Origin of the sequence: Dyella thiooxydans, from assembly GCF_001641285.1 — a bacterium.
Classification (GTDB): Bacteria; Pseudomonadota; Gammaproteobacteria; order Xanthomonadales; family Rhodanobacteraceae; genus Dyella_A; species Dyella_A thiooxydans.
In genome coordinates, this window is record NZ_CP014841.1 from 1,730,765 (window position 1) to 1,755,004 (window position 24,240).

Genomic DNA, 24,240 nt, shown 5'->3' on the forward strand with positions numbered 1-24,240 from the left:
CGTGCATCCATGAAGGGGAATGACATGACGGGGCGTACGAGCGGAGGCCGCTCCATGACCGCGGGATCGGGGTCGCTCGACGGCAACGCAGTACTGAAGGAAGCCATGGTCCGCCTCACCCTCCCCGGATCGCCCAGAGTTGCAGATCGAGCCCGGCGAACTCGCTGCCGAAATGGAACGCGATGCCGCCGGAAGTCTTCAGCTCACGCCACATCGGCGAGTGCCGGTCGAACTCGAAGTACAGGTAGCCCGCGTTGTAGGGAATCTGCCGCGGTGCCACCGGCATCGGCGCCAGCCCGATGCCCGGCAGCTGCAGGTTCACCAGGTCGCGGATCTTCTCCACCGGGCCGATCTTGGAGACCGCCGGCAACTGCCGGCGCAGCTCCTCGGACTTCAGGTCGGCCTTGGCCGCCAGCACGAAGGCGGCGGTGTCCAGCAGCGAGAGATCCGGCACCACCGCCACCCACACGCCGAACTTGCGCTGTTGCAGCGGGATCGCCAGCGCGGTCTGTTCCATCACCGCGCTCAGGCTGGCGCGCAGCGCGGCGATCACCGGCTCGAAGCTCTCGCGCAGCGCCTCGTGGCGATAGGCCGGGAACGCCGGCGGCCGCTTGCCCGGCGCAGTGAACGTGGCCAGCTCGCCGGCCATCGCCACCATCAGCCGGTACAACTCCTCCGGATGCGCCAGCGGCGCCTCGGCCAGGTGGGCGACCAGCGGCTGGTAGCGGTTGACCACCTGCAGCAGCAGGAAGTCGGCGATCTCGGCGGCGCCGCCGCGATCGGTCAGCGCCACGCGGCTGGCCAGCGCCTCGCCACGCTGGTGCAGCAGGCCGAGCAGCTCGGTGAGGAAGGTCACCAGCCGCGGTACCGCCTCGCAGCGCAGGCCGGTCGGCATGAAACCCTCGTCAAGCATCACCCGGCGGTCGGAGCGGCACTCCACCACCCGCGCCAGCGGCAGCCGGGTCAGCCCCTCCAGCGGTTGCGACTCGGGCAGCAGCCGGCTGGTCATGCCGCCGACTTCCAGCACCGCGGTGCCGTCGGTGCTGCCGGAGGCGTCGCGCACCTCGGCCTCACGCACGCGGAAGCGGAACAGCTTCTCCGCCGGCGCCTCGGGCCGGCCGCTGTCCGGCTGGGTCGGCGAGCGCAGCGGCAGGGTCAGGTAGATGGTCTGGTCGCGCCAGTTGGCATCCACGTCCAGCGGCGGCGGCAGCGGGTCGTCGGACGGCATCGCGAACGGCGTGCCGTCGGGCAGCACGCCCCGCGCCCGCTTGATGCCCAGCTTGCCCACCGCCAACAGGTCGGCCTCCAGCTCCAGCTCGGTGAAGCCGAAGCTGTACGGCCGCAGCGCACCGGCACGCAGCTCGACGAAGCGCTCCAGGTAGCGCTCGTTCTGCTGCAGGTGCTGCGGCCGCAGGAACAGGCCTTCGCTCCAAACCACTTTGTTGTTTTGCGTCATCGGATCGATGCCCGTGTCTGAAATGTCATCGCCGCGCGGCGTTGCGGCGCGCCGACTTCAGGCGCGCCAGCTGTTCTTCGTAGGCCCGCGCGAACTCGTCGCCGAACAGCCGGCGGAAGCATTCGTCGGGGTTCTTCGCCAGCCCTTCGAAGTGCTCGCGGTACTTTTCCCAGTAGCGTCCCTTGCCGGCGAACGCCGAGCGCTTGCCGCCGTCGGCCTCCTGCTCGAAGCGGTCGGGGTTGAAGTGCGCCAGCAGCGATTCGAACGCGGCGCGCACGCCGGCGAGCATCGCCATCTGGTGGCAGCGGATATCGTCGAATGCGTCGTCGAACGCGGAAGGCCCGGACAGGAAGGCCGCGTTCGGTGGCGAGAGGATCTTCTGCAGCGCTTCCTCCGCGTTCGGCGCGAACTTCAGCGGGTTGTTCTCCGAGCGCTGGATGATCGTCACCGGCAGGCGGAAGGTGTTCTTGATCTCCGCGCGTGCGCGCAGCACATCCATCACGCCGTCGACCACGATCGACAGCATCTGCTCGATATCCGCCGGCATCGCAGCACCGGCCGGCGCGGGCGCGGGAGCCGGTGCCGGCGGCGTCCAGGCGGCCGGCGGCGGGGCCGGCGCCGGGACGGGCGCCGGAGCGGGAGCCGGCGTCGATGCCGCCGGCGCACCGAAATCGCCCACGGTCAGGTCCCAGTTTTCCGGCAGCATCTGGGCGGCCCGCTGGCCTTCCTGCAACGGCGGACGGAAGTGGTCGGAGACGCCCGGCGTGTGGTTCCAGTCCGGCGACGGTGCGGCGGGAGACGGCGACGGCGCGAACGGCTCGTCGAGGAAACTCAACGGATCGAGCGAACCCCCGGCCGGCGCCACCGGATCGGGGATCAGCCCGGCATCGGCCGGCGGCCGGGATGCCGGGCCCAGGTCGAGGAAGTCGTCCAGCGGATCGCGCGCCATCGGCATCGGGGCGGCCGCCGGCAGCGGCGACGTGGAGAACACGTCCTGCGGCGCCGGGGGCGCAGGCGGAACGGCCGCCGCGCCGGCCACCTGCACGCTCACCGATACCTCGAAGGTATCGATCTGCAGGCGGTCGCCATGCTTGAGCGCCGACGGGTCGCCCTTCACCAGCGGCACGCCGTTGAGCAGCATGCCGTTGGTGCTGCGGTCCTCGATGAAATAGATGCCGTTGAGGCAGCGGATCATCGCGTGCACCCGCGACACGCCGGACGCGCTGAGCACCCAGTCGCAATCCTCCGAGCGACCGATGCTGCCATCGCGCCCCTCGAAGGCCTTCTGCCCGCGCGCGCCGAACTGCGCCGCGTGCACGCCGGTGACCGCCAGGACCAGGGTGGGAATCGACGACACGCTCAGCGCTCCTCTTCGTGGCGGAAGTCGGACCGGCGCGGGTGGACGGGGCAGCGGATCATGCCTCCCCTCCTCCGGCCTGCAGCAGGCTGGTCGCGCGCTCGATGAAGGCCTTGCGCCGGGCATCGAACTCGGCCGGCTCCAGCGCCGCCAGCAGGTTGATCGCCGCCACGGTGGCACGCGCGGTGAGATGCTCGGGCGGCGGCACCGGCGTCTCCTGCGTGGCCGGCGCCAGGCTGCCGCCGGACCAGCCGGCCGAGGCGGCGATCCACGCGCCCAGCGATCTGTAGCCGCCGGCGTGGGCGAACTCGAACGCGGCGCGCCGATTGCTCTCGCTGGGCTCGCGCACCCACTGCTCGGCCAGCGAGGCGCCGGCGCGGTCTTCCTGGGTGAGCGCCTGCTCGCGCGCGCACTGGCACACCCAGGCCACCGCGTAGCGCTTGGGCAGCAGGCGGGCCAGCAGGGTGAGCGCGTCCTGCGGGCGACCGGCGGCGAGCAGCGCCTGCACGGCCACCTGCGGAGTCATCTCCGCGCGAAGCACCGCATTGGCTTCCGCGGGAAGCTCCATCTGCACCGAGGCGTGAATGACTGCCGACATGTGCGTCCCCGTCAGCCGATCATGATGATGGCGCCGGAGACCTGGGTCATCGCGTCGCCCTTGATGGTGGTCATCGCTCCCTTGACCGTGGTCATCGCGCTGCCGGCTACCTCCAGCATCGCGTCCGAATGCGCCTTCAGGCTGGCGCCGGCGCCGATGTCCATGGTGGCGCCCGCCTTGATGCCGACCTCGACCTGCCCTTCGATCTTCACCCCGACATCGCCGGTGATCTTGATGTTGACGCCCTTGATCTCGATGGTGCCGTCGCTCTTCATGGTGATGCTGGACGCACCGGTCACCAGCTCGATCTCGGTGCCCGCGCTGAGCTTGAACTTCTGCCCGATGCTGGTGGTGCCGTTGGCGGTGACGTCGAGGGTGTCGTCGTTCTGCACGGTGACCTTGCGGTCGTGCTTGACCGTCTCGGTCTGGTCGTTGCCGACCTCCAGCGTCTGGTCGTTCTTGATCGTGACCTTCTCGTCGTGGTCGATGGTGACCGTGTGGTCGTTCTCGACCTCCTCGAGCATGTCCTTCTGCGCGTGCATGAAGAACTGCTCGGAGCCCTTCTTGTCCTCGAAGCGCAGCTCGTTGGCGTCGTCGGCACCGCCGAGCAGGCTGCGCGACTTCACGCCGGACTGGGTCTTGTTGTCCGGCAGCGAATACGGCGGCATGTTGTCGGCGTTGTAGACGCTGCCGATGATCAGCGGCCGATCGGGATCGCCTTCCAGGAAACTCACCACCACCTCCTGGCCGACGCGCGGAATGCTGACCGCGCCCCAGGTCTTGCCGGCCCACGGCGAGGCTACGCGCACCGGACAGGAGCTCTTGGCGTTGGGCTTGTCCGGCTTGTTCCAGGGAAAGGTCACCTGCACGCGGCCGTACTTGTCGACTGCGATGTCTTCGTCGGTGTCGCTGCCGCAGACCACCGCGGTCTGCAGGCCGGCGATGCGCGGCTTGGCCGCGGTGGCCAGGCTGCGGAAAGGCTGGCTGCTGGGGATCGCCTGCAGGTCGCAGCGGAACGGCTCCTGGCCCGCATCCGCGCCGCCGTAGTAGCCGGGGTCGCACAGCTCGATGCGGGTGCTGGTGACCAGGTACTCCCGGTTGAGCGCCTGCAGCGGAAAGTCCTGCAGCGTGAACAGCGCGCCGCAGGCGATGCCGAAGGCGTCGGTCTGCCCGTGGCAGGCCTTGTGCAGCGCGTTGCGCGCCTCGACCTGCACCTGCGCGTAGCGGTTGCCGTCCGCCGCGGTCTCGTGCGGGCCGGGATAGTCGAACACGTCCAGGCCGCCGACGCCGTGGTATTCCGAGCCGCTCAGCGTCGCAGTGCCCAGCAGCGAGGTCTTCGGCGTGAGCGGGTTGTAGTCGGTGAGCTGCACCTTCAGCGAACGCACCTGCTCGGCGGTGCGCCACTGGGTCATCGAGCCGGCCTGCCGCCCGCCGCGCTGGGTCGGCGGGCAGTACGGCACGTGCTCGAAGCCGCTGGTGGCCGCATGGGCGCCCAGCGCATCGGCCAGCACCAGGGTGTGCGCGTTGGCCGCATGGGTGAAGAAGTAGTAGATGCCCTCCTGCTCCAGCAGCCGGCTGATGAAGTTCAGGCCGCTCTCGCGGTACTGCACGCAGTAGTCGCGCTGCGGGTAGTTGCCGGTGAGGCTGAGCTTGACGTCGGCGTAGCCGATGTCGCCGAGCACCGCCTTGACGATCGACGGCACGTCCATCTCGGTGTAGATGCGGCAGTCGATCTTCTGCGACAGCAGCCAGGGCTTGGGCACCAGCTGCACGCGGTAGCCGGCGTAGCGCACCTTGGAGATCGTCTCGAAGCCGGTCTGCTCGGCCTCCGCCACGATGCCGTGGAAGTAGCGCGTGGTGCCGTCCTCGTCGACCAGCTTCACCGCCATCGGCGTGCCGAGCAGCTTGCGCAGGTCGACTTCGGCGTTCTCGCTGAGCAGGTGCAGCTCGAACGAGAACAGCTGCCCGAGTCCCTCGGTCGCACTCATGCGCACGAACAGGAGGGTGCTCTCGGCGTCGCTGGTTACGGTGATCGCGTGTGCCATGGGCGGGGTCCGTCGTAGTGCGCTCAGGCGCCGTCGGGTGAGTGGCTGCGGCGCGCCCGGACGACCCAGCCGTGCACGGGCTTGCCCGCTTCGCGACGCAGGGTGTCGCCGCGCACGACGACGGCGTCGAACCCGCTGGCCGCGAGCAGGTGTTCCACGTAGGAGCGGGAGTGGCGGTAGCGGCCGCTGGAGGTGAGTTCGGCCACCTCGCCGTCGCCCTCGACCGCCTCCAGGGTGAAACCCAGCCAGCCACCGGGGCGCAGCGCCCCGGCCGCGGCGGCGAGCACCGGGCCGAGCTGGCCGAAGTACACCAGCGTGTCGGCCGAGACGATCAGGTCGAATGCCTGCGGATGCGCCTCCAGCCAGGCGGTGAGTTCGGCCACTTCCAGCGCGTCGTAGCCTCCCCGCAACCGGGCCTTGTCGACCATGCCACCGGACAGGTCCACCCCGACCAGCCGGCGCGCGCGCTCGCGCAGCAGCGGCGCGCACAGGCCGGTGCCGCAGCCGGCGTCGAGCACGTCGAGCGAGGCGCCGTCGGCAGGCGTCACCTCATCCAGCATGCCCACCAGCACCTCCGGCGCCCGGTAGCCGAGATTCTGGATCAGCTGTTCGTCGAAGCTCTCGGCGAAGCCGTCGAAGACATCGCGCACATAGTCGTCGGCCGCGCGCGGCGGCGCCTCGGTGGCGCCGCAGGAGGCGAGCATGTGGCGCGGCACCGGGTTGTCCGGCTCGCGCTCCAGCCACTGGCGATAGACATCGGCGGCCTCGTCATGCCGATGGAGCATGTACAGCGCCACGCCCACCCCTTCGAGCGCGCGCACGTTGGCCGGGTCGTGCTCGTACGACTGGCGGAAGCACTCGGCCGACTGCTCCAGGTGCTCCTCGTTCTGCGCGTAGTTGCGCAGGAACAGGCCGAGCCGGTGGTAGCCGTGGGCGTAGGTCGGCGCCTGCTGGATAAGCTTCGAGTAGGCCTCGAACGCCTCGTCCAGCCGCTCCTGCGCCTCCAGCACCACGGCGAGATTGCTTTGCGCCTGGTAGTGCTCCGGTGCACAGGCCAGCGCCCTGCGGTAGCAGCGCTCGGCATCGGCCAGCCGGCCGCACTCCTTGTGCACGTTGCCCAGGTTGTTGTGCGCGTCCGGGTGCTTCGGAATGATCTTCAGCGCCGAGCTGATCAGCAGCACCGCCTCGTCGCTGCGCCCGCGCTGATGCGCCAGCACGCCGAGGAAGTGCAGCGCATCGGGCTGCGCCGCATGCAGCTCGAGCACCTCTCCGTACAGGCGCTCGGCCGCGTCCAGGTCGCCGGCCTGGTGTACCCGCATGGCTTCCTGCAGCTGGCTCGCAAATGCCCGGCCCGCTGGGGAGAGCGGCGGGGCCTTGCGACGGGAAGGGATCGAGCGGGTCGCGGATCGCATGGAATCCCCCTCAACCGATCAGCACGGTGAAACAGCCCAGCACGATGGTGCCGCCATGCGAGCAGGTGTCACCCATCCGCGCGGCGGGCTGACCGCCGATCAGCACGGTCGGCGCCCCCATCACGATGGTGTCCGGCGGCCCGACGCAGATCGCCATGTCGCCCATCCGGGCGGCGGGCAGACCGCCGATCAGCACGGTCGGCTTGCCGGGCGGGCTGACCGGACCACCGACGTGCGGCACCACACCCGTCACCATCGGGCAGACGTGCATATCGCTCACGCGGGCTGCAGGCTGCGGCATGGCTCAGCGCCCCGCATCCGCGGCACGACGCGCGGCGAATGCAAGCAAACGGCATGACTGGAACATCCGGCACCTCCCCCATGGCTGTGCGCCTGGGCCCGTCTGCGACGACCGGCCGGCATGGCGCTCCATGGTTAGGTGCGTAAAAGACCCGCGGAATTGATCACGCCGTCACAATCGCCCGCGGGCGAGGGCCGGCACAGCCGCGGGCCGCGTCGGGTACGGGCGCCCGGGGCCGGCCAGGGCCGCCCCCTTCCCGACCCCGGGGTCATACCGCCGCTTCCGTCCAGGTGGCGGAGAAGCCCCCAGGACGCCCCGCGGGGCACCCGCCGGCGGATGCCTCGCCCGCGCCCTAGTTCAGCACGGAGAGCGCGAGCCGGGCGACGTTGCCCAGGCTGCTGTAGAGCAGATCGAGCACCCAGCGGACAAAGGCCATCGTCATCGACACGCCGGTCATGACGGTACGGCCAAGGAAGCGGAAGATCGCGGCGATGAGCGTGCCAACGTAGGAAGACATGCTGATCGACAACTGTGCCGCCTGGCTGATCATCCAGGCCAGCTGGTCGAGCACCGTCATTCCCACCGTGGCCGCCGTTCCCAGCACGCCCACCAGGACATTCCGCACCTGCCGCAGCAACCAGCCCAGCGCGCGGCCGATCATCTGCAGTGCGCGGGCGCCGAAGGGGATGATCCCACCACCGCCTCCGGCGACCTGGTCGAGCCAGGATTGCGTGTGCGCGTCGGCCATGGCGTCCTGCCCCTGGCGGGCCAGCGCCAGCCAGTCCAGTTCGTCGACACCCGGCATGTAGCTGCCCAGCATCGAATGCGCCTGGCTGTTGATCAGCCCCGTGTGCCGGCCGGTCAGCTCGTACATGGTCCCGCGGACAGGCGCATGCTGGAACGGAAACACGGGGATCATCGGCACCGGATCCGAACGGTGGTGGACACGGTACATGTGGGCGGCTCCGACCCGCCGGGTCAGCGCGCGGGCAAATGGCACCGTACCGGCACGTGGCGCACCGAAGGTGTACAGGCGCACGCTCGCCACGCCCTTGCTGCTCAGGTAGTCGGCGTTGAGATTGGCCAGGGCGCCGCCGAGGCTGTGCCCCACGCAGTGGACCACCGACGGATTGCGCCCGCGCAGGAATTCGGCGATGTCGGCGGCGAACGATTTCCAGATGTCGTGGAAGCCGGCATGAACCAGGTGCCCACCCGGTCCGATCTGTACGCCGATGTTGAAATTGCTGAGCCAGTCCAGCGGCATGTCGGTGCCGCGCGTCGCGATCAGCACCTCGCCCTGCCGGCGTCCCTCGCCGGCGGCGATGTAGCCGAAGCCGGTGAGCTTCTTGCACACGACCAGGCCACCGGAGCGGCCGACAAAGCGCGAGCTGTCGTCAACCGCGAACATGCCCTCGCAGCCCAGATCGCGATGATTTCGCGCCAGTCCCGATACGGTTTCGGTGCGCAGGCCGTAGACGCCCCTGGCGATGCGTGCTGCTTCGGTTGGCGTGAAGTCCGTCATGACAGTGTCCATTTGTCCGGAGGTTGTTCAGGGCAGTTCGCAGATCCCGAAAATGTCGTGCTCGACATGGTCTTCCTTGAGCCGGTGCTTGACCGGCTCGTTCTCGAGCGGGCAGCGCAGCTCCAGCGGACGCCCGAACAGCTCGTCGTTTTCCCGATACGAGCCCTTCATGAAACTCCACGCGACGTAGCTCCTGCCGCCGTACTCGATGGATATCTGCTGCTCCACCACCGGCTCATGCGGCAGCAGCGCGCCGAACAGCGAGCTGCGCCATATCGCGGGCAGCGCGAAGTGCCCCTGCTCGTCGGTGGTCGCCTCGTCCGAGCCGCGCTCGCTCTTCCAGTGCCAGAAGAAGCCACGCCGGATCACCGCGCCCTGCACCGGCTTGCCGTGCTCGGTCACCACACCTTGCACCGCGGAAAACATGCACATCTTTCCCATCGCCTGTACCTCTCCCATCGCAGCCAGTGCCAGCATCGCCAGCCATACCGGCGACCATCGCCGGAATCCCCGCCCGTCCGCTGATTTTCCCATCATCCGGCTCTCCCGATCCGCGGCGCCGCGCGCTGCCTGCGCGACGCCGCCCGTGCTACGCCATCGAGTGGTAGGTGAACGCACCATTGTCCATTTCGAAGATCCATTGCCGCTGGGCGGCGTCGGCGACCGGGTGCGCGAACGGGGCAACGCCCATGTAGGCATTCATGCCCAGGCCCTGAAGCCAGTCCTGGACGCCGCCGCCGAAATACAGGATCGGCAGGTTCGCCTGGAAGCCCGCGGCGGCCATCGCCGCCGCGAACTGCACCGTGTCGTAGGGCAAGCCGGAGGCGAACATCGAGAAGTGGGCACCTCTCAGCCGTCGGTTGTCGGCGATCTGGATGGCACCGAGGCATGAGTCGATCCTGGAAAAGGCGATGACACGACCGGATGCGTACTCCCACTCGCGGATGATCGGAATGCGGTTCGGGTCGGTTTCCTTCACTGCGCGCCGTCCACCGGCGGCGCAGCGCGCACCGGGGTCGTCATGCGGATCGGCCGAATTTCTCGTCCCCCTGGCCACCTCGTATTCGAAGCTGTCTGCAGCCATGCGTTTGCTCCCTCCCGACTCCCTGGACCCACGTGCGGCCGGATCATCCCGCTCCTCCCAGCAACCGAGGTAGGCGGGTGGCTGGATGCGCGATACCGGCGCACGTCCCGAAACTCGCGGCGGGCCCTGCGCGGCAAGGCCCCCCAACAATTCAGGCCTGGCGGATACGGTGCTGGCCGAGGCCGAAAGCGTCCACCATCACGGTGACCGGCGTGGTGTTGAGCTCGAAGATCTCCCCGCATTTCGTCGGGTCGGCAAAATCGATCATCACGAAATTGGGCAGGAACGCCTTCAACCGCTGCCCTCCACCAAAGCCATTGATCTGCGCGTACTTGCCCGCGCGATCCTGGATCGCCTGTTCCAGCCCCTGGGACCACATGCGCTTGAGCTTGTCCACGTTGGGCTGCGTCCACATGCCGTCGTTGCGATCCTTGATGCTCTCGAACAGGCCCGTGCTCGTCCAGTACATCATGCCCATGACCGCAGGGTTGCCCTGGCCACCCTTCTTCATCAGATCGGACTGCTTGGTGACGTTCTGCTTGGTTTTCTTGAACGGGCTGAAGGGATTGGTGCCACCCTTGCCGTAATACTGGATGCCTTCGTAGCGGTCGTTGTAACCACCCTTGTCATCCTTCATGTTCTTGATGCCCAGGATGCCGATGCCCGGCCCGTTGACGTTCGCGGAGCGCAAGGCCTGCATGCCGGACTCGACGAACAGCGGGACGACCTTGCCACGAAGGTCGCGCAGGGTCTTGGTATTGAGATTGCCGCCCCCGGTGTACAGCGCGCTGTCGAGATAGTTCACGCAGGCCTCGGCGATCAGCAGCCAGTTCGTCGACTTGTCGAACTTCAGCAGCAGGAACTCGTTGGGATTCTCGTCGACGAAGCGCTTGGCCTGGCTGAGCATGTTGCTCAGGTTCATGCCGAAGGCGCCGCCTCGCAGCTTGCTCCGCTCGACCTGCTGGGTGGTGCCCAGGCTGCCCACGTGGCGGGTGGTCGTCCTGTTCGACACCAGCTTCTTGTCGGCATGGAAGGCCTTCAGTTCGGCGAGCTTTGCGCCGTCGTGCGTTCCTCCCGTCGTCGCCAGCGCGATGCGCAGGTCAAAGATGCGCACGCCGGCCTTGGCCTGCTCGTAGATGTCCCGGTCCTGGGTCTGCACGTTGCTCCCGCCGCCGGTGATGCCGGCGTCGTGGCTGCCGGCCATCACGATTTCGTTGAGCTTCTTGTCCGGTCCAAGGTCGTAGTATTCGATCACGGCTATCACCCCATGGTTGGCGTCTGCGGCAGGCGTTCTGATCGCCCGCCCGACATGTATTTCCTGGCACCTCGCGCCGGCAGCCGCTGGCCAGAATCCCCGTGCGCTCTCCCGGCCTCCAGGCCCTGGAGCGCCCTTTCCAGCCACGCCCCCCATAGGGAGAGCCCGGCTGGCTTGACGTCGGCGGCTCCGGAACCATGTCCTCGCGTCCGGCTCCGACTACCGAATTCCATCCCATCCCGGCACCTCGGTGGCGGCGGGTGCCGGGAATGAGCGCAGCCAGTGATCTCCCGGCACACTTCGCGCCCGGTCACGATCCGAACGCGGCCTCGACGAAGAACTTGTAGCTGTCGGCATTGGCCATGGCTTTGGCCGGATCGTTGATCGCCAGCTGCTTGCAGGGGTCGTCGCGGTATTTGTGATCCTTCGTTCCGGCAAAGGTATGTGTGCACTCGTGCACGATGGTGCCGGCCTCGCTGGCAAGACCCTCCTTCCCCTTGGTGAAGAACTGCCCGCCGACGTGGATCTTGGTGGGATTGGTTTTCCCGCTGACGTAGGCAAACGTGCCGTCATCGATACTGCGCCCACCGAAGTAGATGCGGATGGACTGCCGCACGAAGTTCCTGCAAACCCTGCGCATCACCTCCCGGACCACTTCGAGCCGCGTCTGGTTCGACGGCGTCCACACCGGCTTCGATGCATCGCTGAAGGGAAGTGCCGACGTATCGACGACTGCCGCCGGATCCCCGAAGTACGCCCTGAAGGCCGTATCGAGGGGGCCCGTCAACGTCGTGCCGCCGACCAGGAAGCGCATTTCGCACTGAAGGAGCATGCCGTGCGTCTTCTCATAGGCATCCTCGATTTCGTGCCTCCAGATGCTGGCACGCGTTCCCGCGCTCGAAAAATTCTTCATCTCCAGCTTGGGGTGTTTCCGGGACTGCACCACGTCGCCCTTCTTGAGCGTCACGCGCAACTCGGAGAGCACCGCCGACTGATTCAGCTTGCGCAGGCGTGCGTACTGGCTGGTCAGTTCGTTTTCGCTCATGTCGCGAATGATCGACATCGCCAGAAGCGCGGCGGCGCGGGCCCTCAGATCCGCGTTTTCCGGCGCATCCAGGGTCGACGCCTGGCTCGAGTTCCGTGGCCTGAGCCCAGCCACCCGCAGGGCCCGGTTCGCCATCTCCCTGACGTCCCCGCGATCGTTCGACGGGTTGTCCAGCTTCTCGTGGAAATAGGTGTAGAGGTCTCGGGTCGACTCCCCCGGGGAGACCGGAGCGAGCAGCGCCTGGGCCTCGATAAACTTCATCAGCTTCTTGTAGTCGTTCATCGTACTTCCCTCGGGCGCAGCCTCCGCCCATGAAGATTCATCGCTTCCCGCATCCGGTCATCCGTCAGCTGGCCCGCCGATAGGCCCAGGCATCCACGCCCCCGAACTCTGTCCGGACCGATCCCGTCCGGAGCCGGGGCCGACTCAGAATGCATAACTGAACTCCCCATCCTTCACGCCCACGCTCGCCTTCTCGATCGGCTTGCCCTCGATCGTGCGGTTGAGGAACTCGCGGCTGATGTCCGGCAGCATCGAGTTGGTGAGGATGGCGTCGATCATGCGGCCGCCCGACTCGCTCTCGGTGCAGCGCTCGACCACCAGCTTCACCACGTCATCGCCGTACTCGAACGGGATCTTGTAGCGGCCTTCGATGCGCTTCTTGATGCGGTTGAGCTGCAGCTTGACGATCTCGCCGAGCATGGTCGGGCTGAGCGGGTAGTACGGGATGGTCACCAGGCGGCCGAGCAAGGCCGGCGGGAATATCTTCAGCAGCGGATCGCGCAAGGCCTTGGCCATGCCTTCCGGGTCGGGCATCAGGTCCGGATCGCTGCACATGCTGGCGATCATCTCGGTGCCGGCATTGGTGGTGAGCAGGATCAGGGTGTTCTTGAAGTCGATGCGGCGGCCTTCGCCGTCCTCCATCACGCCCTTGTCGAACACCTGGAAGAAGATCTCGTGCACGTCCGGGTGGGCCTTCTCCACCTCGTCCAGCAGCACCACCGAATACGGCTTGCGACGCACCGCCTCGGTCAGCACGCCGCCCTCGCCGTAGCCGACGTAGCCCGGAGGCGCGCCCTTGAGGGTGGAGACCGTGTGCGCCTCCTGGAACTCGCTCATGTTGATGGTGATGACGTTCTGCTCGCCGCCGTACAGCGCCTCGGCCAGCGCCAGCGCGGTCTCGGTCTTGCCCACGCCGGAGGTGCCGGCGAGCATGAACACGCCGATCGGTTTGTTCGGGTTGTCCAGGCCCGCGCGGCTGGTCTGGATGCGCTTGGCGATCATCTCCATCGCGTGGTCCTGGCCGATCACCCGCTTGCCCATCAGGCCGGCAAGGTTCATCACCGTTTCCAGCTCGCTCTTGACCATGCGGCCGACCGGGATGCCGGTCCAGTCCGAGACCACCGCGCCGACCGCGACCATGTCCACGGTCGGGAGGATCAGCGGGTTCTCACCCTGCAGCTCGGTGAGCTGGGCCTGCAGTTTCTTGAGCTCCTCCAGCGCCGCGGCGCGGGCGGCATCGTCGAACTCGACGGCGGCGGCGGGATCCTCGGCCACGGCGGTCGCTTCGGCCGAGGCCTCCAGCTTGCTGCCGGTGCCTTCCACCGGCGCGCTGTCGCCGCGCAGCCTGGCGCGGATGGCGAGGATCTGCTCGACCAGCACCTTCTCGGCGGCCCAGTCGGCTTCCACCTTCTCCAGACGCTCGCGCTGGGTAGCCAGCTTCTCGTTGACCAGGGCCTCACGCTCGGTCACGTCGACACCCACGGTCTTCTCGCGGACGATGATCGCCAGCTCGGTCTCCAGCGCCTCGATGCGCTTGCGGGTGTCGTCCACTTCCGGCGGCACCGCGTGCTGGCTGACCGCGACGCGGGCGCAGGCGGTGTCGAGGAGGCTGACCGCCTTGTCCGGCAGCTGGCGCGCGGGGATGTAGCGATGCGACAGCTTCACCGCCGCCTCCAGCGCCTCGTCGAGGATCTGCACGCGGTGGTGCTTCTCCATCACGCTGGCCACGCCGCGCATCATCAGGATGCCCTTCTCCTCGCTCGGCTCGTCGACCTGCACGGTCTGGAAGCGGCGGGTCAGCGCGGGGTCCTTCTCGATGTGCTTCTTGTACTCGGCGAAGGTGGTGGCGCCGATGGTGCGCAGGGTGCCCCGCGCCAGCGCCGGCTTGAGCAGGTTGGCCGCGTCGCCGGTGCCGGCGGCACCGCCGGCGCCGACCAGGGTGTGGGTCTCGTCGACGAACAGGATGATCGGCTTCGGGCTGGCCTGCACTTCCTCGATCACCGAGCGCAGGCGCTGCTCGAACTCGCCCTTCATGCTGGCACCGGCCTGCAGCAGGCCCACGTCCAGCGTGCGCAGCTCCACGTCCTTCAGCGACGGCGGCACGTCGCCGCGCACGATGCGCTGGGCGAAGCCTTCCACCACCGCGGTCTTGCCGACGCCGGCCTCACCGACCAGGATCGGGTTGTTCTGCCGACGCCGCATCAGGATGTCCACCACCTGGCGGATCTCGTCGTCGCGGCCGACGATGGGGTCGAGCTTGCCGCTGCGCGCCTGCTCGGTGAGGTCGACGGTGAACTGGCGCAACGCCTCCTGCTTGCCCATCTGCGCCGGGCCCATCGCGCCGCTGGCTTCGCCGGGTACGGCGCCGCCCATCCTGAAGCCGTCGGAGGCGGCTTGATTGTTCTCCGGCGAGCCGTCGACCACTTCCTCGAAGCGATCGGTGAGCGTCTCCAGCTTGATCTTCTCGAACTCCTTGGAGATGCCCACCAGCACATTGCGCAGGCTGCGCGTCTGCAGGATGCCGACGATCAGGTAGCCGGTGCGCACCTGCGCCTCGCCGAACATCAGCGTGGCGAACACCCAGGCGCGCTCGACCGCTTCCTCCACGTTGCTGGAGATGTCCGAAATGCTGGTGGAGCCGCGCGGCAGGCGATCCAGCGCGTCGGTGACGTCGCGCACCAGGTTCGACGGATCGAGGTTGAACTGCTTGACGATGTGGTGCAGGTCCGAATCCTGCAGTTGCAGGATCTGGTGGATCCAGTGCACCAGCTCGATGTACGGGTTGCCCCGCAGCTTGCAGAAGACGGTGGCGCTCTCGATGCCCCGGTAGGCGATTTTGTTGAGCTTGCCGAAAAGGGCGCTGCGGCTGATGTCGGCCATGGCGTGGATCCTTGCGAGGTTAGCGGTGGGTGCCCGCGCGCAGGGCGCAGGACAGGAAGCGGAAATCAGTGACGATCGTCGGCATGCGCATCCTCTTCAGCCCGCAGGACGCAGCACGACGTCGTCGGCATCGGTGAGCTGGTCGCGCCGGCCCAGCCAGGTGGTCAGCCCCATGCGGCCGGACTGGCCCAGGCGGGTGACCGGCACGTCCTCGCGCCGGAGCACGAGCTGCACGTCCCAGGCCTTTTCCTCGCCGACGTAGGTCCTGACCGCGGCGACGAGCTGCTGCAAGGCCTCCTCACCCGGGAGGAAGTGACGGAACTGCGCGGCATCGAGCGGCCCGATGCGCAGGCGGAAGCGCTGCTGCGCCTCCCATACCGCATCGCCCAGCACCGCCGTGCGGCCCAGCCCGGCCACCTGGGGAGACGACCCCAGCCGCAGGTGCGACTCGTCCGGCAGGCGCATCCACTCGGCGACGTACTCCAGCACCCGCACCGGCACGCGGAAGAAATCCTGCAGCAGCTGGCGCAGCCCTTCCGGGCTGCGCGCCTGGGTCAGCAGGCGGCCGGCAAAGAAGCGCTTGAAGCGGTCGGGCATCGCGTCGCGATCGCCGGCATGCGGGGTCGCCAGGCCGACCAGCGCACCGACGTAGGAACCAAAGCGGTCCTGCTTCGGCCGGTCGTACTGCACGGTGGGTTGCGCATCCGCCCAGGCCCGGTAGAACAGGCTCATCATCCGGTGGTGGAAGATGTCGGCGAACGCACTGAACGTGCGGTCGCGCGCGTTGATCTGGCGATCGATGGTGTACTCGGTCAGGTGCAGCGGCAGCGGCGCGTTCGGACCGAACAGGCCGAGGAACAGGCCGTACAGGCGGTGTGGCTGCTCGCCGGAAGCCGGCTCGAAGCGGTCGAGGCTGCGCGGCGAAAAGGCCAGCGAAGGCGTATGGCGCAGCCGCACCGGATCTTCCGACGGCTTGGTCGACTCGCCCAGTCGCGGCTTGTCCGGGTGCGCGCACTCGATCCGCCGGACCGCGTCGAAGAAATCGAAGCGTTCCGGCTCGTCCCGCAGCGCCGCGAGCGGCGCTACAGGGTCTGGCGCTTGCCCAGCTGTGCCGGCCATCGGGCCACCTCGTTGCGTTCCAGGGTGCGCAGCACGGTCTCGGTGAAGGAGTTCACCGAGACGTAGCGCGCGAAGAAGTGCTGCATCACCGACGCGAGCAGGTAGGCACCGGTGCCCTCGAACGCGCTGTCGTCGCAGGTCAGCGTGATCTCCAGCCCGCGGCCGAAACTGATCGGTCCGGGCACCGGGATGCGTCGCACGATCGGCGCCGAGCGCACCGACTTCACGCCTTCGATCTGCCGGCGGGCGCCGGAATCGAACTCGTCGCAATACAGCGTGAGCATCTCGCGCAGCGCGGTGGCACCCTGGTCGGCACCCTCGCCGAGCAGCGAGGTGTAGTTGAGCTGCAGGTGGCTGAGCAGGCGCCAGGCGGTCTCGCCGGTCGCCGTCGGCGCGCGCGGCTTGGTCGGCCCGGCCACGCAGCGGATCGCCTGCACCGGAGCCCCGGCTTCCATGGTGAAGTCGGTCGTGCCCTTGCCCACCGGCATGTGCAACGGCAGATCGCGGTTGGTGCACAGCAACTGCATGCCGATCTGGCGCAGCGAGGTCGAGTAAGGCGCGTCGCGCGCATCGACCAGCGAGACGAACAGCTCGTGCCCGACGTAACTCGAGCGCGCACCGTGCAGTTGCTGGCGCGAGGAGAGCAGGCGCGGCTCGCGGCGCACCGTGTAGAACGCGGCGGTGCCGCTGTGCCAGCTGCGCTCGTCGCAGCCGTAGAACGGCTGGAAGCGCAACTCCGGCTCCTGCCGGTCGCCGAAGCCGTCGACCTCGCTGATCGAGTGGATCTCGAAATCCATCGGCCGGGTGCGATCGGCCAGCACGTGGTATTCGCTCTTGCCGGGCTGCAGGTGGATACGGTCGGCACGACGCGGGAACAGGTTGATCGCCGGCGTGCAGAACAGCCTGAAGTTGCCCGCATCCACGGCGTTGTGCAGGCGCGGCACGCTGCGGTCCAGCAGCACGTCGATCTCGAATTCGCTGCCCTGCGCGCGGGCCAGCACCTGGCGCAGGCCGGTGAACTCGGCGAACAGGAAGCGCTCCGGGCAGGCGAAATATTCCTGCAGCAGGCGATAGCCGCTGAACGAACGCGCCGTGTAGGGAATCAGTGCCTCCTCGTCGGCGAACCCGCGCGGCAGGATCGCCTCGGCCGGGTAACTGGCACTGACCGGACCGCTGGCGCCGTGGGTCCGCACCAGGTAGCCGACCGCGTTGCCGAGCAACTGCTCGTACAGGCGCTTGGGCAGCTCGTCGGCGCCGGCGATGAAGATCGGCAGCCGGTCCAGCGCCAGCGCATGGGCCGGCACACCAGCGGTGACACGGAACTTCAGCCGCAGGCCGGCGCGGACCGGCTTGCCCTCGGGGATCGGGATGCCCGCCGCGGCAACCGCTGCCGGCGTCTCGAAATACTTCGCCTCGGCCAGCTCCAGCGGCCACAGCGTGACGTCGTGCGCGGTACGGTACTCGCAGGCGGTGCGGTCGTCGCGACCGGTCTGGCTGCGCAGTGCAGTGTGCCGCGCCACGACGTGACCGCCGGCCAGCGCGGACTCCTTCAGGTCCGGCTGCAGCTGCACCACCGCCATCGACGGCACCGGGGCGAGGTAGTGCGGGTAGACCATCTCCAGCAGATGCTGGGTGAACACCGGGTACTGCGCGTCGAGCTTGAGCTGCACGCGCGCGGCGAGGAAGGCGAAGCCCTCCAGCAGGCGCTCGACGTAGGGGTCGGCGCACTCGAAGCCTTCCAGGCCCAGGCGGCCGGCGATCTTCGGGTACTCGCGGGCGAACTCGCCGCCCATCTCCCGGACGTGCTGCAGCTCGCGGTTGTAGTAGCGGATCAGGCGGGGGTCCATGGCGCGCTCAGCCGAAGCCCTCCGAGACGTGGAAGGTGCCGGTCTCCAAGTCGACCTCGGTCTTCAGATAGAGCTTCAGCGGGATCGGCTGTGCCCACATGTCGGACTCGATGTTGAACACCAGCGACTGGCGGTCCATGCGATCGGTGTCCATGTTGACCGTAACCTGCAGCGTGCTGGCGATCAGCCGCGGCTCGAACGCCACGATCGCCGCGCGGATCTGCCGCTGCAGCACCGCGGCGTCGACGCCGGAAAGCGCCGAGCCGGTGAGATCGGGAATGCCGAAGTTGACCACCGAGCGGGTCACTTCCGGAAAGTCGGCGAGATCCTCGTCAACGCCGAGGTTCACGCAGTTGAGCAGCCAGGACATATCGCGGGTGACGCACTCGCGCAGCCGGCTGGCGGAGATCACCCGCTTCTCGCGGCTCTCCTCGCGCTGGCCCGGTTCGTCGTCGGTCAGCCGGTCGAGCAGCGAGGGCTGCAGCCGTTCCTGGGTGGTCAGTTCGGCCACGGCGGTCTCCCGCTCAGTCGTGGTCGAAGGTGATCGAGCGGACGTCCAGCAGCGGGTAGTCGCCCTCGTCGGTGGCCAGCATGCGCTGTCCTGCACCGATCTGCAGGTCGTGCCCGAGGTCGATCCAGTCGGTGCGCCGGCCCAGCGCCAGCGCCGGTTCGGAGGCCGACTCGGCGCCCGGATAGCGACATGGCACGAAGCCGATCGCCTGGCCGCCGTTGGTCCAGGTGATCTGCACCGGCGACCACACCTTGTCGCGCAGGTCGCTCGGCTCGTCGAACGACAGCGACAGGATGCGCGAGAACGGTGCCCAGGCGTAGCCGCCCTGGGTGATCACTTCCAGGCACGGACCGAAGCGCGGATCGGCGTCGGCGATCCATTCGAACGGCACGCCGTCGATGCTGCCGGCCGCCATCGGCGCCTGCTCGAAGGCCTCACCGCGCAACGCCTGCGCCTCGGCGACCCGGCCTTCCGCAGTCAACTTCAATGCCTGCAGCAGCAGGGCGATCCAGGGCTCGGGCTCGCCGATCATCACCGGCGAGCGCCGCCCCGCCATGACTTCGGCGCGCTGCATCTCGCCGGCCAGCGCCACGCGGTAGGCACCGACCATGAGCGTATTGGCCGGATCCAGTTCACCGGCCACTTTCAGCTGGTTCTGTGCCCGCTCCCACTGGCCGAGCACGGCCAGCAGCTGAAACATGAAAACGCGGTGCGGCGCATCGGAAGGATGCGACCGCACCTGGGTGGTGAGGGCCTGCAGCGCCTCGTCCAGCCGGCCGTCCCGGAGCAGGTTTTCCGCGGAATTTTCCACTTGAAGAACGCCTTGGTCAGCAGGAAGGACGCGTGCAGGCCCGGGCCGTCAGGCCGCGGCCACCGCCTGGATGTCGAAGGTGAAGTCCTTCGAACCGCCCTGCGCGGCACCCTTGTCGTCCTGCGGCTGGAACGAGTACTTGAACTTGCCGAAGTGCAGGGTGATGTTCTCGGTCAGGCGGTCTTCGCCGCCGCTGCCGCCGGTGGAGTACGAGGTGACCAGGATGCCCTCGCTCAGCTCCATCGTGAGGAAGTCGGTCTGCTCGCCGGTGGCGTTGGTGACGTACAGCCAGGCCTGATCGATACGGCCGCCCGTGCACACCGCGTTGAGCAGCGCGCTGGAGCTGGTGTCGACGTACTTGGTGACGGAGATGTCCTGCACGTGGGCCTTGCCGCCGCTGGCACCGGAGCCACCGTGCAGGTCGCCGGTGTTGCTGGCGCCCCACGACCACGCGAGGATCGGAATCTCGCCGGTGTGCTTCTTGTGCTTGGACGAGCCTTCGATCTTGACCTTGCCCGAGCCGAACTTGATGTGCATGTCGAATGCCATGGAACCTCTCCTCGATCACCTGTGATGGATGGATGACGCCGTTCGGGAACGCACCCGCACCGGTCGATCCGTGGTTGCTTGAAGGGAACGTCGCCGGCCTGTGGCCGCCGTGGGCACTGCAGGAAGCGACCGTTCCCCGTCGCATCCATGAACTGCTGCGTGGCGACGCGGCACGGGAACGTCCCGTGCCGCGCCGACGGATCAGGCCTTGGCCGCGGACGGCAGGCGCGACACCAGTCGCAGCGAGACGGTGAGCCCCTCTAGCTGGTAGTGCGGCTTGAGGTAGAACTTGGAGGTGTAGTAGCCGGGAGCTCCCTCGACCTCCTCCACCACCACCTCGGCGGCCGACAGCGGCTTGCGCGCCTTGGTCTCCTCGCTGGAGTTGGCCGGGTCGCCGTCGACGTAGTTCATGACCCAGTTGGTCAGCCAGCTCTGCATCTGGTCGCGGCTGGAGAACGAGCCGATCTTGTCGCGCACGATGCACTTCAGGTAATGCGCGAAGCGACTGGCGGCGAACAGGTAAGGCAGGCGGCAGCTCAGCGCGGCGTTGGCGGTGGCGTCCGGATCGTCGTACTCCTCCGGCTTGGCCAGCGACTGCGCGGCGATGAAGGCGGCCATGTCCGAGTTCTTGCGGTGGACCAGCGGCATCAGGCCCATCTTGTCCAGTTCGGCCGAGCGGCGGTCGGTGATCGCGATCTCGGTCGGGCACTTCATGTCCACGCCGCCGTCGTCGGTCGGGAACGCATGTACCGGCAGGCCTTCCACCGCGCCGCCGGACTCGATGCCGCGGATGCGCGAGCACCAGCCGTATTCCTTGAACGAGCGGTTGATGTTCACCGCCATCGCATAGGCCGCGTTCTGCCAGGTGTACTTGGAGGAGTCGGCACCCGCGGTGTCCTCCTCGAAGTCGAACTCTTCCACCGGATTGGTGGACGCGCCGTAAGGCAGGCGCGCCAGCGTGCGCGGCATCGCCAGACCGAGGTACTTGGCATCCTCCGATTCGCGCAGCGAACGCCAGGAGGCATAGTCCGGCGTGGAGAAGATCTTGGCCAGGTCGCGCGGGTTGGACAGCTCGTTCCAGCTCTCCATGCCCATCAGGCTGGAGTTCGCCGCAGCGATGAACGGCGCGTGCGCGGCCGAGGCCACCTGCGCGATGCCGGCCAGCATCTCCACGTCCGGCGGGCTGTGGTCGAAGTAGTAGTCGCCGACCAGGCAACCATAGGGCTCGCCACCGAGTTGGCCGTACTCTTCCTCGTACACCTTCTTGAAGATCGGGCTCTGGTCCCAGGCGGTGCCCTTGTAGCGCTTGAGCGTCTTGCCCAGCTCCTTCTTGGAGATGTTCATGACGCGGATCTTCAGCAGCTGGTCGGTCTCGGTGTTGTTGACCAAGTAGTGTAGGCCGCGCCACGCGCTCTCCAGCTTCTGGAAATCCTCGTGGTGCATGACGTGGTTGAGCTGCTCGCTGATCTTGCGGTCGAGCTCGGCCACGTAGGCATTGATCGTCTGGGTCACATCGTCCGAGACGATGTCGGCCTTGCTCAGCACCTGCTCGGCGAGCGTGCGGACGGCGGACTCGACCTCTTCCTTGGCGCGCTCGCTCTTGGGCTTGAACTCCTTGTTGAGCAGCGCGGCGAAATCGCTCGCTTCGGCAGTGGCGGCAGCGCCCTGTTCGGCCAGTTTCTCGGTTGCCATGTCTGCTTACTCCCCGTCCTTGCCTTCGTCGCCGGGCTTGGGTGCCGACGCCAGTGATTGCAGCAGCGCCGGGTCGTTGATCGCCTGGGCGATCAGCTTCTCGGCACCGGCCTTGCCGTCCATGTAGGTGGCCAGGTTGGCCAGCTGGGTGCGCGCCTCGAGCAGCTTGGCGATCGGCGCGACCTTGCGGGCCACCGCGGCCGGCGAGAAGTCGTCCATGCTCTCGAAGGTGATGTCGACGTTGAGGCTGCCCTCGCCGGTGAGCGTGTTGGGCACCGCGAAGGAAACGCGCGGCTTCATCGACTGCAGGCGCTGGTCGAAATTGTCGACGTCGATCTCGAGTGCCTTGCGGTCCTCGACCGCCGGGAGTTCGGCGTTGTTGGCACCGGACAGGTCGGACATCACGCCCATCACGAACGGCACCTGCACCTTCTTCTGCGCGCCGTAGACCTCGACGTCGTACTCGATCTGCACACGCGGCGCGCGGTTTCTCGCGATGAATTTCTGACTGCTTTGCTTGGCCATGCGATGTCTCCTTCGAAGAGGGTCTACCGGTGATGAGGACGGACCCGGGCAGGCACGCACGACACGGCCGGAACGCCGCGGAAACCCGCCGCATCTCCCGTACCTGACGCCATGCGATGCCCCCCTGGCTGCAGAAATGGAACCGACCGCCACCGGAGTCCCGCCGGTCGATGCGGAACGTGCCCTAGCGAGCGTGTTCGTCGGGGCGTTGCGAGCCCCTCCACCGGGTTAGTGCGCGGCGGGACCGCGGTCTTGGTCACCCCATCTCAGCCAATATTCAGGCTTCGTTCATTTATTTGGCCTCGGGGTGCGGCAGGCACGACGACGGAACCTCGCGCATCGCGCGAGGCGGAAGGTCGTCCAGGAGAAGCCCTCAGCCTTCGAGTTCGCGTTGCAGCCAGGCGCGGGCCAGACGCCACTCGCGCTGCACGGTGGCCGGGGAAATACCCATCGCGGCCCCGATCTGCTCGGCGGTCAGGCCCACGAAGAAACGCATCGACACGATGCTGGCCTGACGCGGATCGATCTGTTCCAGCGCCTCCATGCACTCCAGCAGCGCGGCGTAGTCGATCTGGTGCGCCAGCGCGCCGGAAATCTCCGACAACTCGATACGGTCGACCGACTGCGGCCGCTTGGACGCCTGTCGCCGGCGGGCGGAATCGACCAGCACCTCGCGCATGGCGCGGGCGGCCACGCCCAGCAGGTGACCACGGTTCTCCCACTCCGGAGTGCCGCCGCCGCCGAACACCTTGAGATAGGCCTCGTTCACTAGCGCGGTGGCGCTGAGCGTGCGCTCGCTGCTGTTCTGGCGGAGCTGGGCGCCGGCCAGTCGGTGCAGGGCGCCGTACATCTGCCGCAACGCCTCGTCCAGCGCGTCCGGATCGCCGGCCTGTGCCGAATGCAGCAGACGGGTGACTTCGGCTTGCTTTTCCAGCGTATTCATCGGTCGATCAATCCGTTCATCGCAAGACAACGCGGGGCTCCGCCCCGCACGAAAACCGGTCCGGAGAAGGCTTCCGGTGCCGGGATGCTCCGCCGGCTCCCGTGCCGTGCAGCGGCGGGCGCCGACGGCAAACGGGCTGGGGGACGGTCAAGCGCGGACGACGTCCGCTGCGATCCTCCGGACCGACCGGCGCGCGAAGCCGCGGTCACCGCTTCCAGCGGGATCGGCCCGGACTTGCGGAAATCGCCACCGCCGCGATCGCTCACGGATCCCCCCATCTCCAAAAACAGCCGGCCGAGTATACGCCGCGGCCGACCCGCCTATCCTGCCCCGCACGGGCCTCCGGTTGTGACGGGCATCGGCACGCAGGGTGTCCCGCAGCGGCTATGCTGGGGGACACCCTTCCCGACCCGGCCGAACCCGGCCCCGCCCGGAGCCCGCATGCATCTGTCCCGCCTCGCCCTGATCGCCACCGCCCTGCTCGCCAGCGGCCCGTTGTTCGCCACCGACGTCACCATGGCCAATGGCACCGTTTCCTTCAGCACCCCGGACAACTGGATCGGGATCATGGAGACCCAGGGCGATCCCGAGGTGCGGGTGTTCCAGGTGCCCGATCCCTCGCCCACCGCACGCAACACGCTCGCCCGCGTCTCGGTGACGGTCAAGCAGGTCGGCGACATGGGCGGCTTCCAGCAGTACGTCAGCCAGGCCAACTCCAAGGCGCAAGGCCTGCCGGGTTACCAGGCGATCCGCAGCGTCAGCAACACCGGCGGGCCGGACAACGTCCTCTACACCGCCAACGAGGCCGGCTCGACCATGGCCTACGTGGAGCACTACTGGTACCGCGATGGTCATGCGATCCAGCTGCGCTGCCTGCGTCCGGCGTCCACCCAGGCCGGTGCGGCCTGGCAGGCGGCGTTCGACAAGGGCTGCCAGGGGATCGCCGACCGGCTGGGGAAATAGGCGTTGACGCGGTAACCTTCGGGGCTGTTTTTGCCGGAACCGC

The 24,240-nt window shown here is 67.9% G+C and carries 21 protein-coding genes; 1 reads left to right on the plus strand and 20 read right to left on the minus strand.

Features of this window, described 5'->3' with window-relative positions; all coding sequences use genetic code 11:
• Positions 1–115: 115 nt before the first annotated feature.
• From tssK to ATSB10_RS07860, 20 genes are all read right to left on the minus strand, one after another.
• Positions 116–1,456, minus strand: a complete 1,341-nt coding sequence (tssK, locus tag ATSB10_RS07765) for a type VI secretion system baseplate subunit TssK (RefSeq protein WP_063671847.1) — start codon at positions 1,454–1,456, stop codon at positions 116–118.
• A gap of 25 nt (positions 1,457–1,481) precedes the next feature.
• On the minus strand, positions 1,482–2,813 hold the full coding sequence (gene tagH, locus ATSB10_RS07770; RefSeq protein WP_063671849.1) for a type VI secretion system-associated FHA domain protein TagH: 1,332 nt from the start codon (positions 2,811–2,813) through the stop codon (positions 1,482–1,484).
• A gap of 58 nt (positions 2,814–2,871) precedes the next feature.
• Positions 2,872–3,411: a DUF6931 family protein gene (locus ATSB10_RS07775; RefSeq protein WP_063671851.1), complete on the minus strand. Its 540-nt coding sequence runs from the start codon at positions 3,409–3,411 to the stop codon at positions 2,872–2,874.
• Between the two features lie 11 nt (positions 3,412–3,422).
• Positions 3,423–5,456 carry a type VI secretion system Vgr family protein gene (locus tag ATSB10_RS07780; RefSeq protein WP_063671853.1) on the minus strand — a complete coding sequence of 678 codons (2,034 nt, stop codon included), beginning with the start codon at positions 5,454–5,456 and terminating at the stop codon, positions 3,423–3,425.
• Positions 5,457–5,479: 23 nt separating this feature from the next.
• The gene (locus ATSB10_RS07785) at positions 5,480–6,775 is read right to left on the minus strand and encodes a tetratricopeptide repeat protein (protein ID WP_063671855.1); all 1,296 of its coding nucleotides are present in this window, start codon (positions 6,773–6,775) and stop codon (positions 5,480–5,482) included.
• A gap of 103 nt (positions 6,776–6,878) precedes the next feature.
• Positions 6,879–7,169 carry a PAAR domain-containing protein gene (locus tag ATSB10_RS07790; protein ID WP_017462846.1) on the minus strand — a complete coding sequence of 97 codons (291 nt, stop codon included), beginning with the start codon at positions 7,167–7,169 and terminating at the stop codon, positions 6,879–6,881.
• A gap of 352 nt (positions 7,170–7,521) precedes the next feature.
• The gene (locus ATSB10_RS07795) at positions 7,522–8,691 is read right to left on the minus strand and encodes a lipase family protein (protein WP_063671857.1); all 1,170 of its coding nucleotides are present in this window, start codon (positions 8,689–8,691) and stop codon (positions 7,522–7,524) included.
• 27 nt (positions 8,692–8,718) lie between these two features.
• A complete protein-coding gene (locus tag ATSB10_RS07800) occupies positions 8,719–9,228 on the minus strand; it encodes a DUF6795 domain-containing protein (protein ID WP_236886529.1) in 510 nt (169 codons plus the stop codon).
• A gap of 52 nt (positions 9,229–9,280) precedes the next feature.
• On the minus strand, positions 9,281–9,775 hold the full coding sequence (locus ATSB10_RS07805; protein ID WP_063671859.1) for a hypothetical protein: 495 nt from the start codon (positions 9,773–9,775) through the stop codon (positions 9,281–9,283).
• A 151-nt stretch (positions 9,776–9,926) separates the two neighbouring features.
• On the minus strand, positions 9,927–11,030 hold the full coding sequence (locus ATSB10_RS07810; protein ID WP_063671861.1) for a phosphatidylinositol-specific phospholipase C domain-containing protein: 1,104 nt from the start codon (positions 11,028–11,030) through the stop codon (positions 9,927–9,929).
• A gap of 310 nt (positions 11,031–11,340) precedes the next feature.
• Positions 11,341–12,357, minus strand: coding sequence for a M35 family metallo-endopeptidase (locus tag ATSB10_RS07815; protein ID WP_063671863.1), 1,017 nt, complete (start codon positions 12,355–12,357; stop codon positions 11,341–11,343).
• A gap of 144 nt (positions 12,358–12,501) precedes the next feature.
• Positions 12,502–15,237, minus strand: a complete 2,736-nt coding sequence (gene tssH, locus ATSB10_RS07820) for a type VI secretion system ATPase TssH (protein ID WP_063671865.1) — start codon at positions 15,235–15,237, stop codon at positions 12,502–12,504.
• A gap of 96 nt (positions 15,238–15,333) precedes the next feature.
• Positions 15,334–16,356 (minus strand): type VI secretion system baseplate subunit TssG, encoded by a 1,023-nt coding sequence (tssG, locus tag ATSB10_RS07825; protein WP_063671867.1) that lies wholly within the window; start codon positions 16,354–16,356, stop codon positions 15,334–15,336.
• Positions 16,320–18,203 (minus strand): type VI secretion system baseplate subunit TssF, encoded by a 1,884-nt coding sequence (gene tssF / locus ATSB10_RS07830; RefSeq protein WP_063671869.1) that lies wholly within the window; start codon positions 18,201–18,203, stop codon positions 16,320–16,322. The genes tssG and tssF overlap by 37 nt, the downstream gene beginning before the upstream one ends.
• A 7-nt stretch (positions 18,204–18,210) precedes the next feature.
• A complete protein-coding gene (gene tssE / locus ATSB10_RS07835) occupies positions 18,211–18,714 on the minus strand; it encodes a type VI secretion system baseplate subunit TssE (protein WP_063671871.1) in 504 nt (167 codons plus the stop codon).
• A gap of 13 nt (positions 18,715–18,727) precedes the next feature.
• Positions 18,728–19,525, minus strand: a complete 798-nt coding sequence (locus tag ATSB10_RS07840) for a type VI secretion system accessory protein TagJ (protein ID WP_063671873.1) — start codon at positions 19,523–19,525, stop codon at positions 18,728–18,730.
• Between the two features lie 48 nt (positions 19,526–19,573).
• A complete protein-coding gene (locus ATSB10_RS07845) occupies positions 19,574–20,074 on the minus strand; it encodes an Hcp family type VI secretion system effector (protein ID WP_017462835.1) in 501 nt (166 codons plus the stop codon).
• A 201-nt stretch (positions 20,075–20,275) separates the two neighbouring features.
• Complete coding sequence (gene tssC, locus ATSB10_RS07850) at positions 20,276–21,766, minus strand: type VI secretion system contractile sheath large subunit (protein WP_063671875.1); 1,491 nt, start codon at positions 21,764–21,766, stop codon at positions 20,276–20,278.
• Positions 21,767–21,772: 6 nt separating this feature from the next.
• On the minus strand, positions 21,773–22,291 hold the full coding sequence (gene tssB, locus ATSB10_RS07855; RefSeq protein WP_063671877.1) for a type VI secretion system contractile sheath small subunit: 519 nt from the start codon (positions 22,289–22,291) through the stop codon (positions 21,773–21,775).
• A 373-nt stretch (positions 22,292–22,664) separates the two neighbouring features.
• Positions 22,665–23,234, minus strand: coding sequence for an ECF-type sigma factor (locus ATSB10_RS07860; RefSeq protein WP_063671878.1), 570 nt, complete (start codon positions 23,232–23,234; stop codon positions 22,665–22,667).
• Positions 23,235–23,675: 441 nt separating this feature from the next.
• Between ATSB10_RS07860 and ATSB10_RS07865 the strand changes: the two genes are divergently transcribed.
• Positions 23,676–24,197, plus strand: a complete 522-nt coding sequence (locus tag ATSB10_RS07865; RefSeq protein ID WP_063671880.1) for a hypothetical protein — start codon at positions 23,676–23,678, stop codon at positions 24,195–24,197.
• Positions 24,198–24,240 lie beyond the last annotated feature (43 nt).

Excerpts from the sequence above, each read along its gene's own strand:
- ATSB10_RS07800 (WP_236886529.1), bottom strand. The coding sequence starts at position 9,228 with ATGATGGGAAAATCAGCGGACGGGCGGGGATTCCGGCGATGGTCGCCG.
- tssK (WP_063671847.1), bottom strand. The coding sequence starts at position 1,456 with ATGACGCAAAACAACAAAGTGGTTTGGAGCGAAGGCCTGTTCCTGCGG.
- tssH (WP_063671865.1), bottom strand. The coding sequence starts at position 15,237 with ATGGCCGACATCAGCCGCAGCGCCCTTTTCGGCAAGCTCAACAAAATC.
- tssG (WP_063671867.1), bottom strand. The coding sequence starts at position 16,356 with ATGGCCGGCACAGCTGGGCAAGCGCCAGACCCTGTAGCGCCGCTCGCG.
- ATSB10_RS07795 (WP_063671857.1), bottom strand. The coding sequence starts at position 8,691 with ATGACGGACTTCACGCCAACCGAAGCAGCACGCATCGCCAGGGGCGTC.
- tssB (WP_063671877.1), bottom strand. The coding sequence starts at position 22,291 with ATGGCCAAGCAAAGCAGTCAGAAATTCATCGCGAGAAACCGCGCGCCG.
- ATSB10_RS07815 (WP_063671863.1), bottom strand. The coding sequence starts at position 12,357 with ATGAACGACTACAAGAAGCTGATGAAGTTTATCGAGGCCCAGGCGCTG.
- ATSB10_RS07860 (WP_063671878.1), bottom strand. The coding sequence starts at position 23,234 with ATGAATACGCTGGAAAAGCAAGCCGAAGTCACCCGTCTGCTGCATTCG.
- ATSB10_RS07805 (WP_063671859.1), bottom strand. The coding sequence starts at position 9,775 with ATGGCTGCAGACAGCTTCGAATACGAGGTGGCCAGGGGGACGAGAAAT.
- ATSB10_RS07785 (WP_063671855.1), bottom strand. The coding sequence starts at position 6,775 with ATGCGGGTACACCAGGCCGGCGACCTGGACGCGGCCGAGCGCCTGTAC.
- ATSB10_RS07845 (WP_017462835.1), bottom strand. The coding sequence starts at position 20,074 with ATGGCATTCGACATGCACATCAAGTTCGGCTCGGGCAAGGTCAAGATC.
- ATSB10_RS07790 (WP_017462846.1), bottom strand. The coding sequence starts at position 7,169 with ATGCCGCAGCCTGCAGCCCGCGTGAGCGATATGCACGTCTGCCCGATG.
- ATSB10_RS07865 (WP_063671880.1), top strand. The coding sequence starts at position 23,676 with ATGCATCTGTCCCGCCTCGCCCTGATCGCCACCGCCCTGCTCGCCAGC.
- ATSB10_RS07775 (WP_063671851.1), bottom strand. The coding sequence starts at position 3,411 with ATGTCGGCAGTCATTCACGCCTCGGTGCAGATGGAGCTTCCCGCGGAA.
- ATSB10_RS07780 (WP_063671853.1), bottom strand. The coding sequence starts at position 5,456 with ATGGCACACGCGATCACCGTAACCAGCGACGCCGAGAGCACCCTCCTG.
- tssF (WP_063671869.1), bottom strand. The coding sequence starts at position 18,203 with ATGGACCCCCGCCTGATCCGCTACTACAACCGCGAGCTGCAGCACGTC.
- tssC (WP_063671875.1), bottom strand. The coding sequence starts at position 21,766 with ATGGCAACCGAGAAACTGGCCGAACAGGGCGCTGCCGCCACTGCCGAA.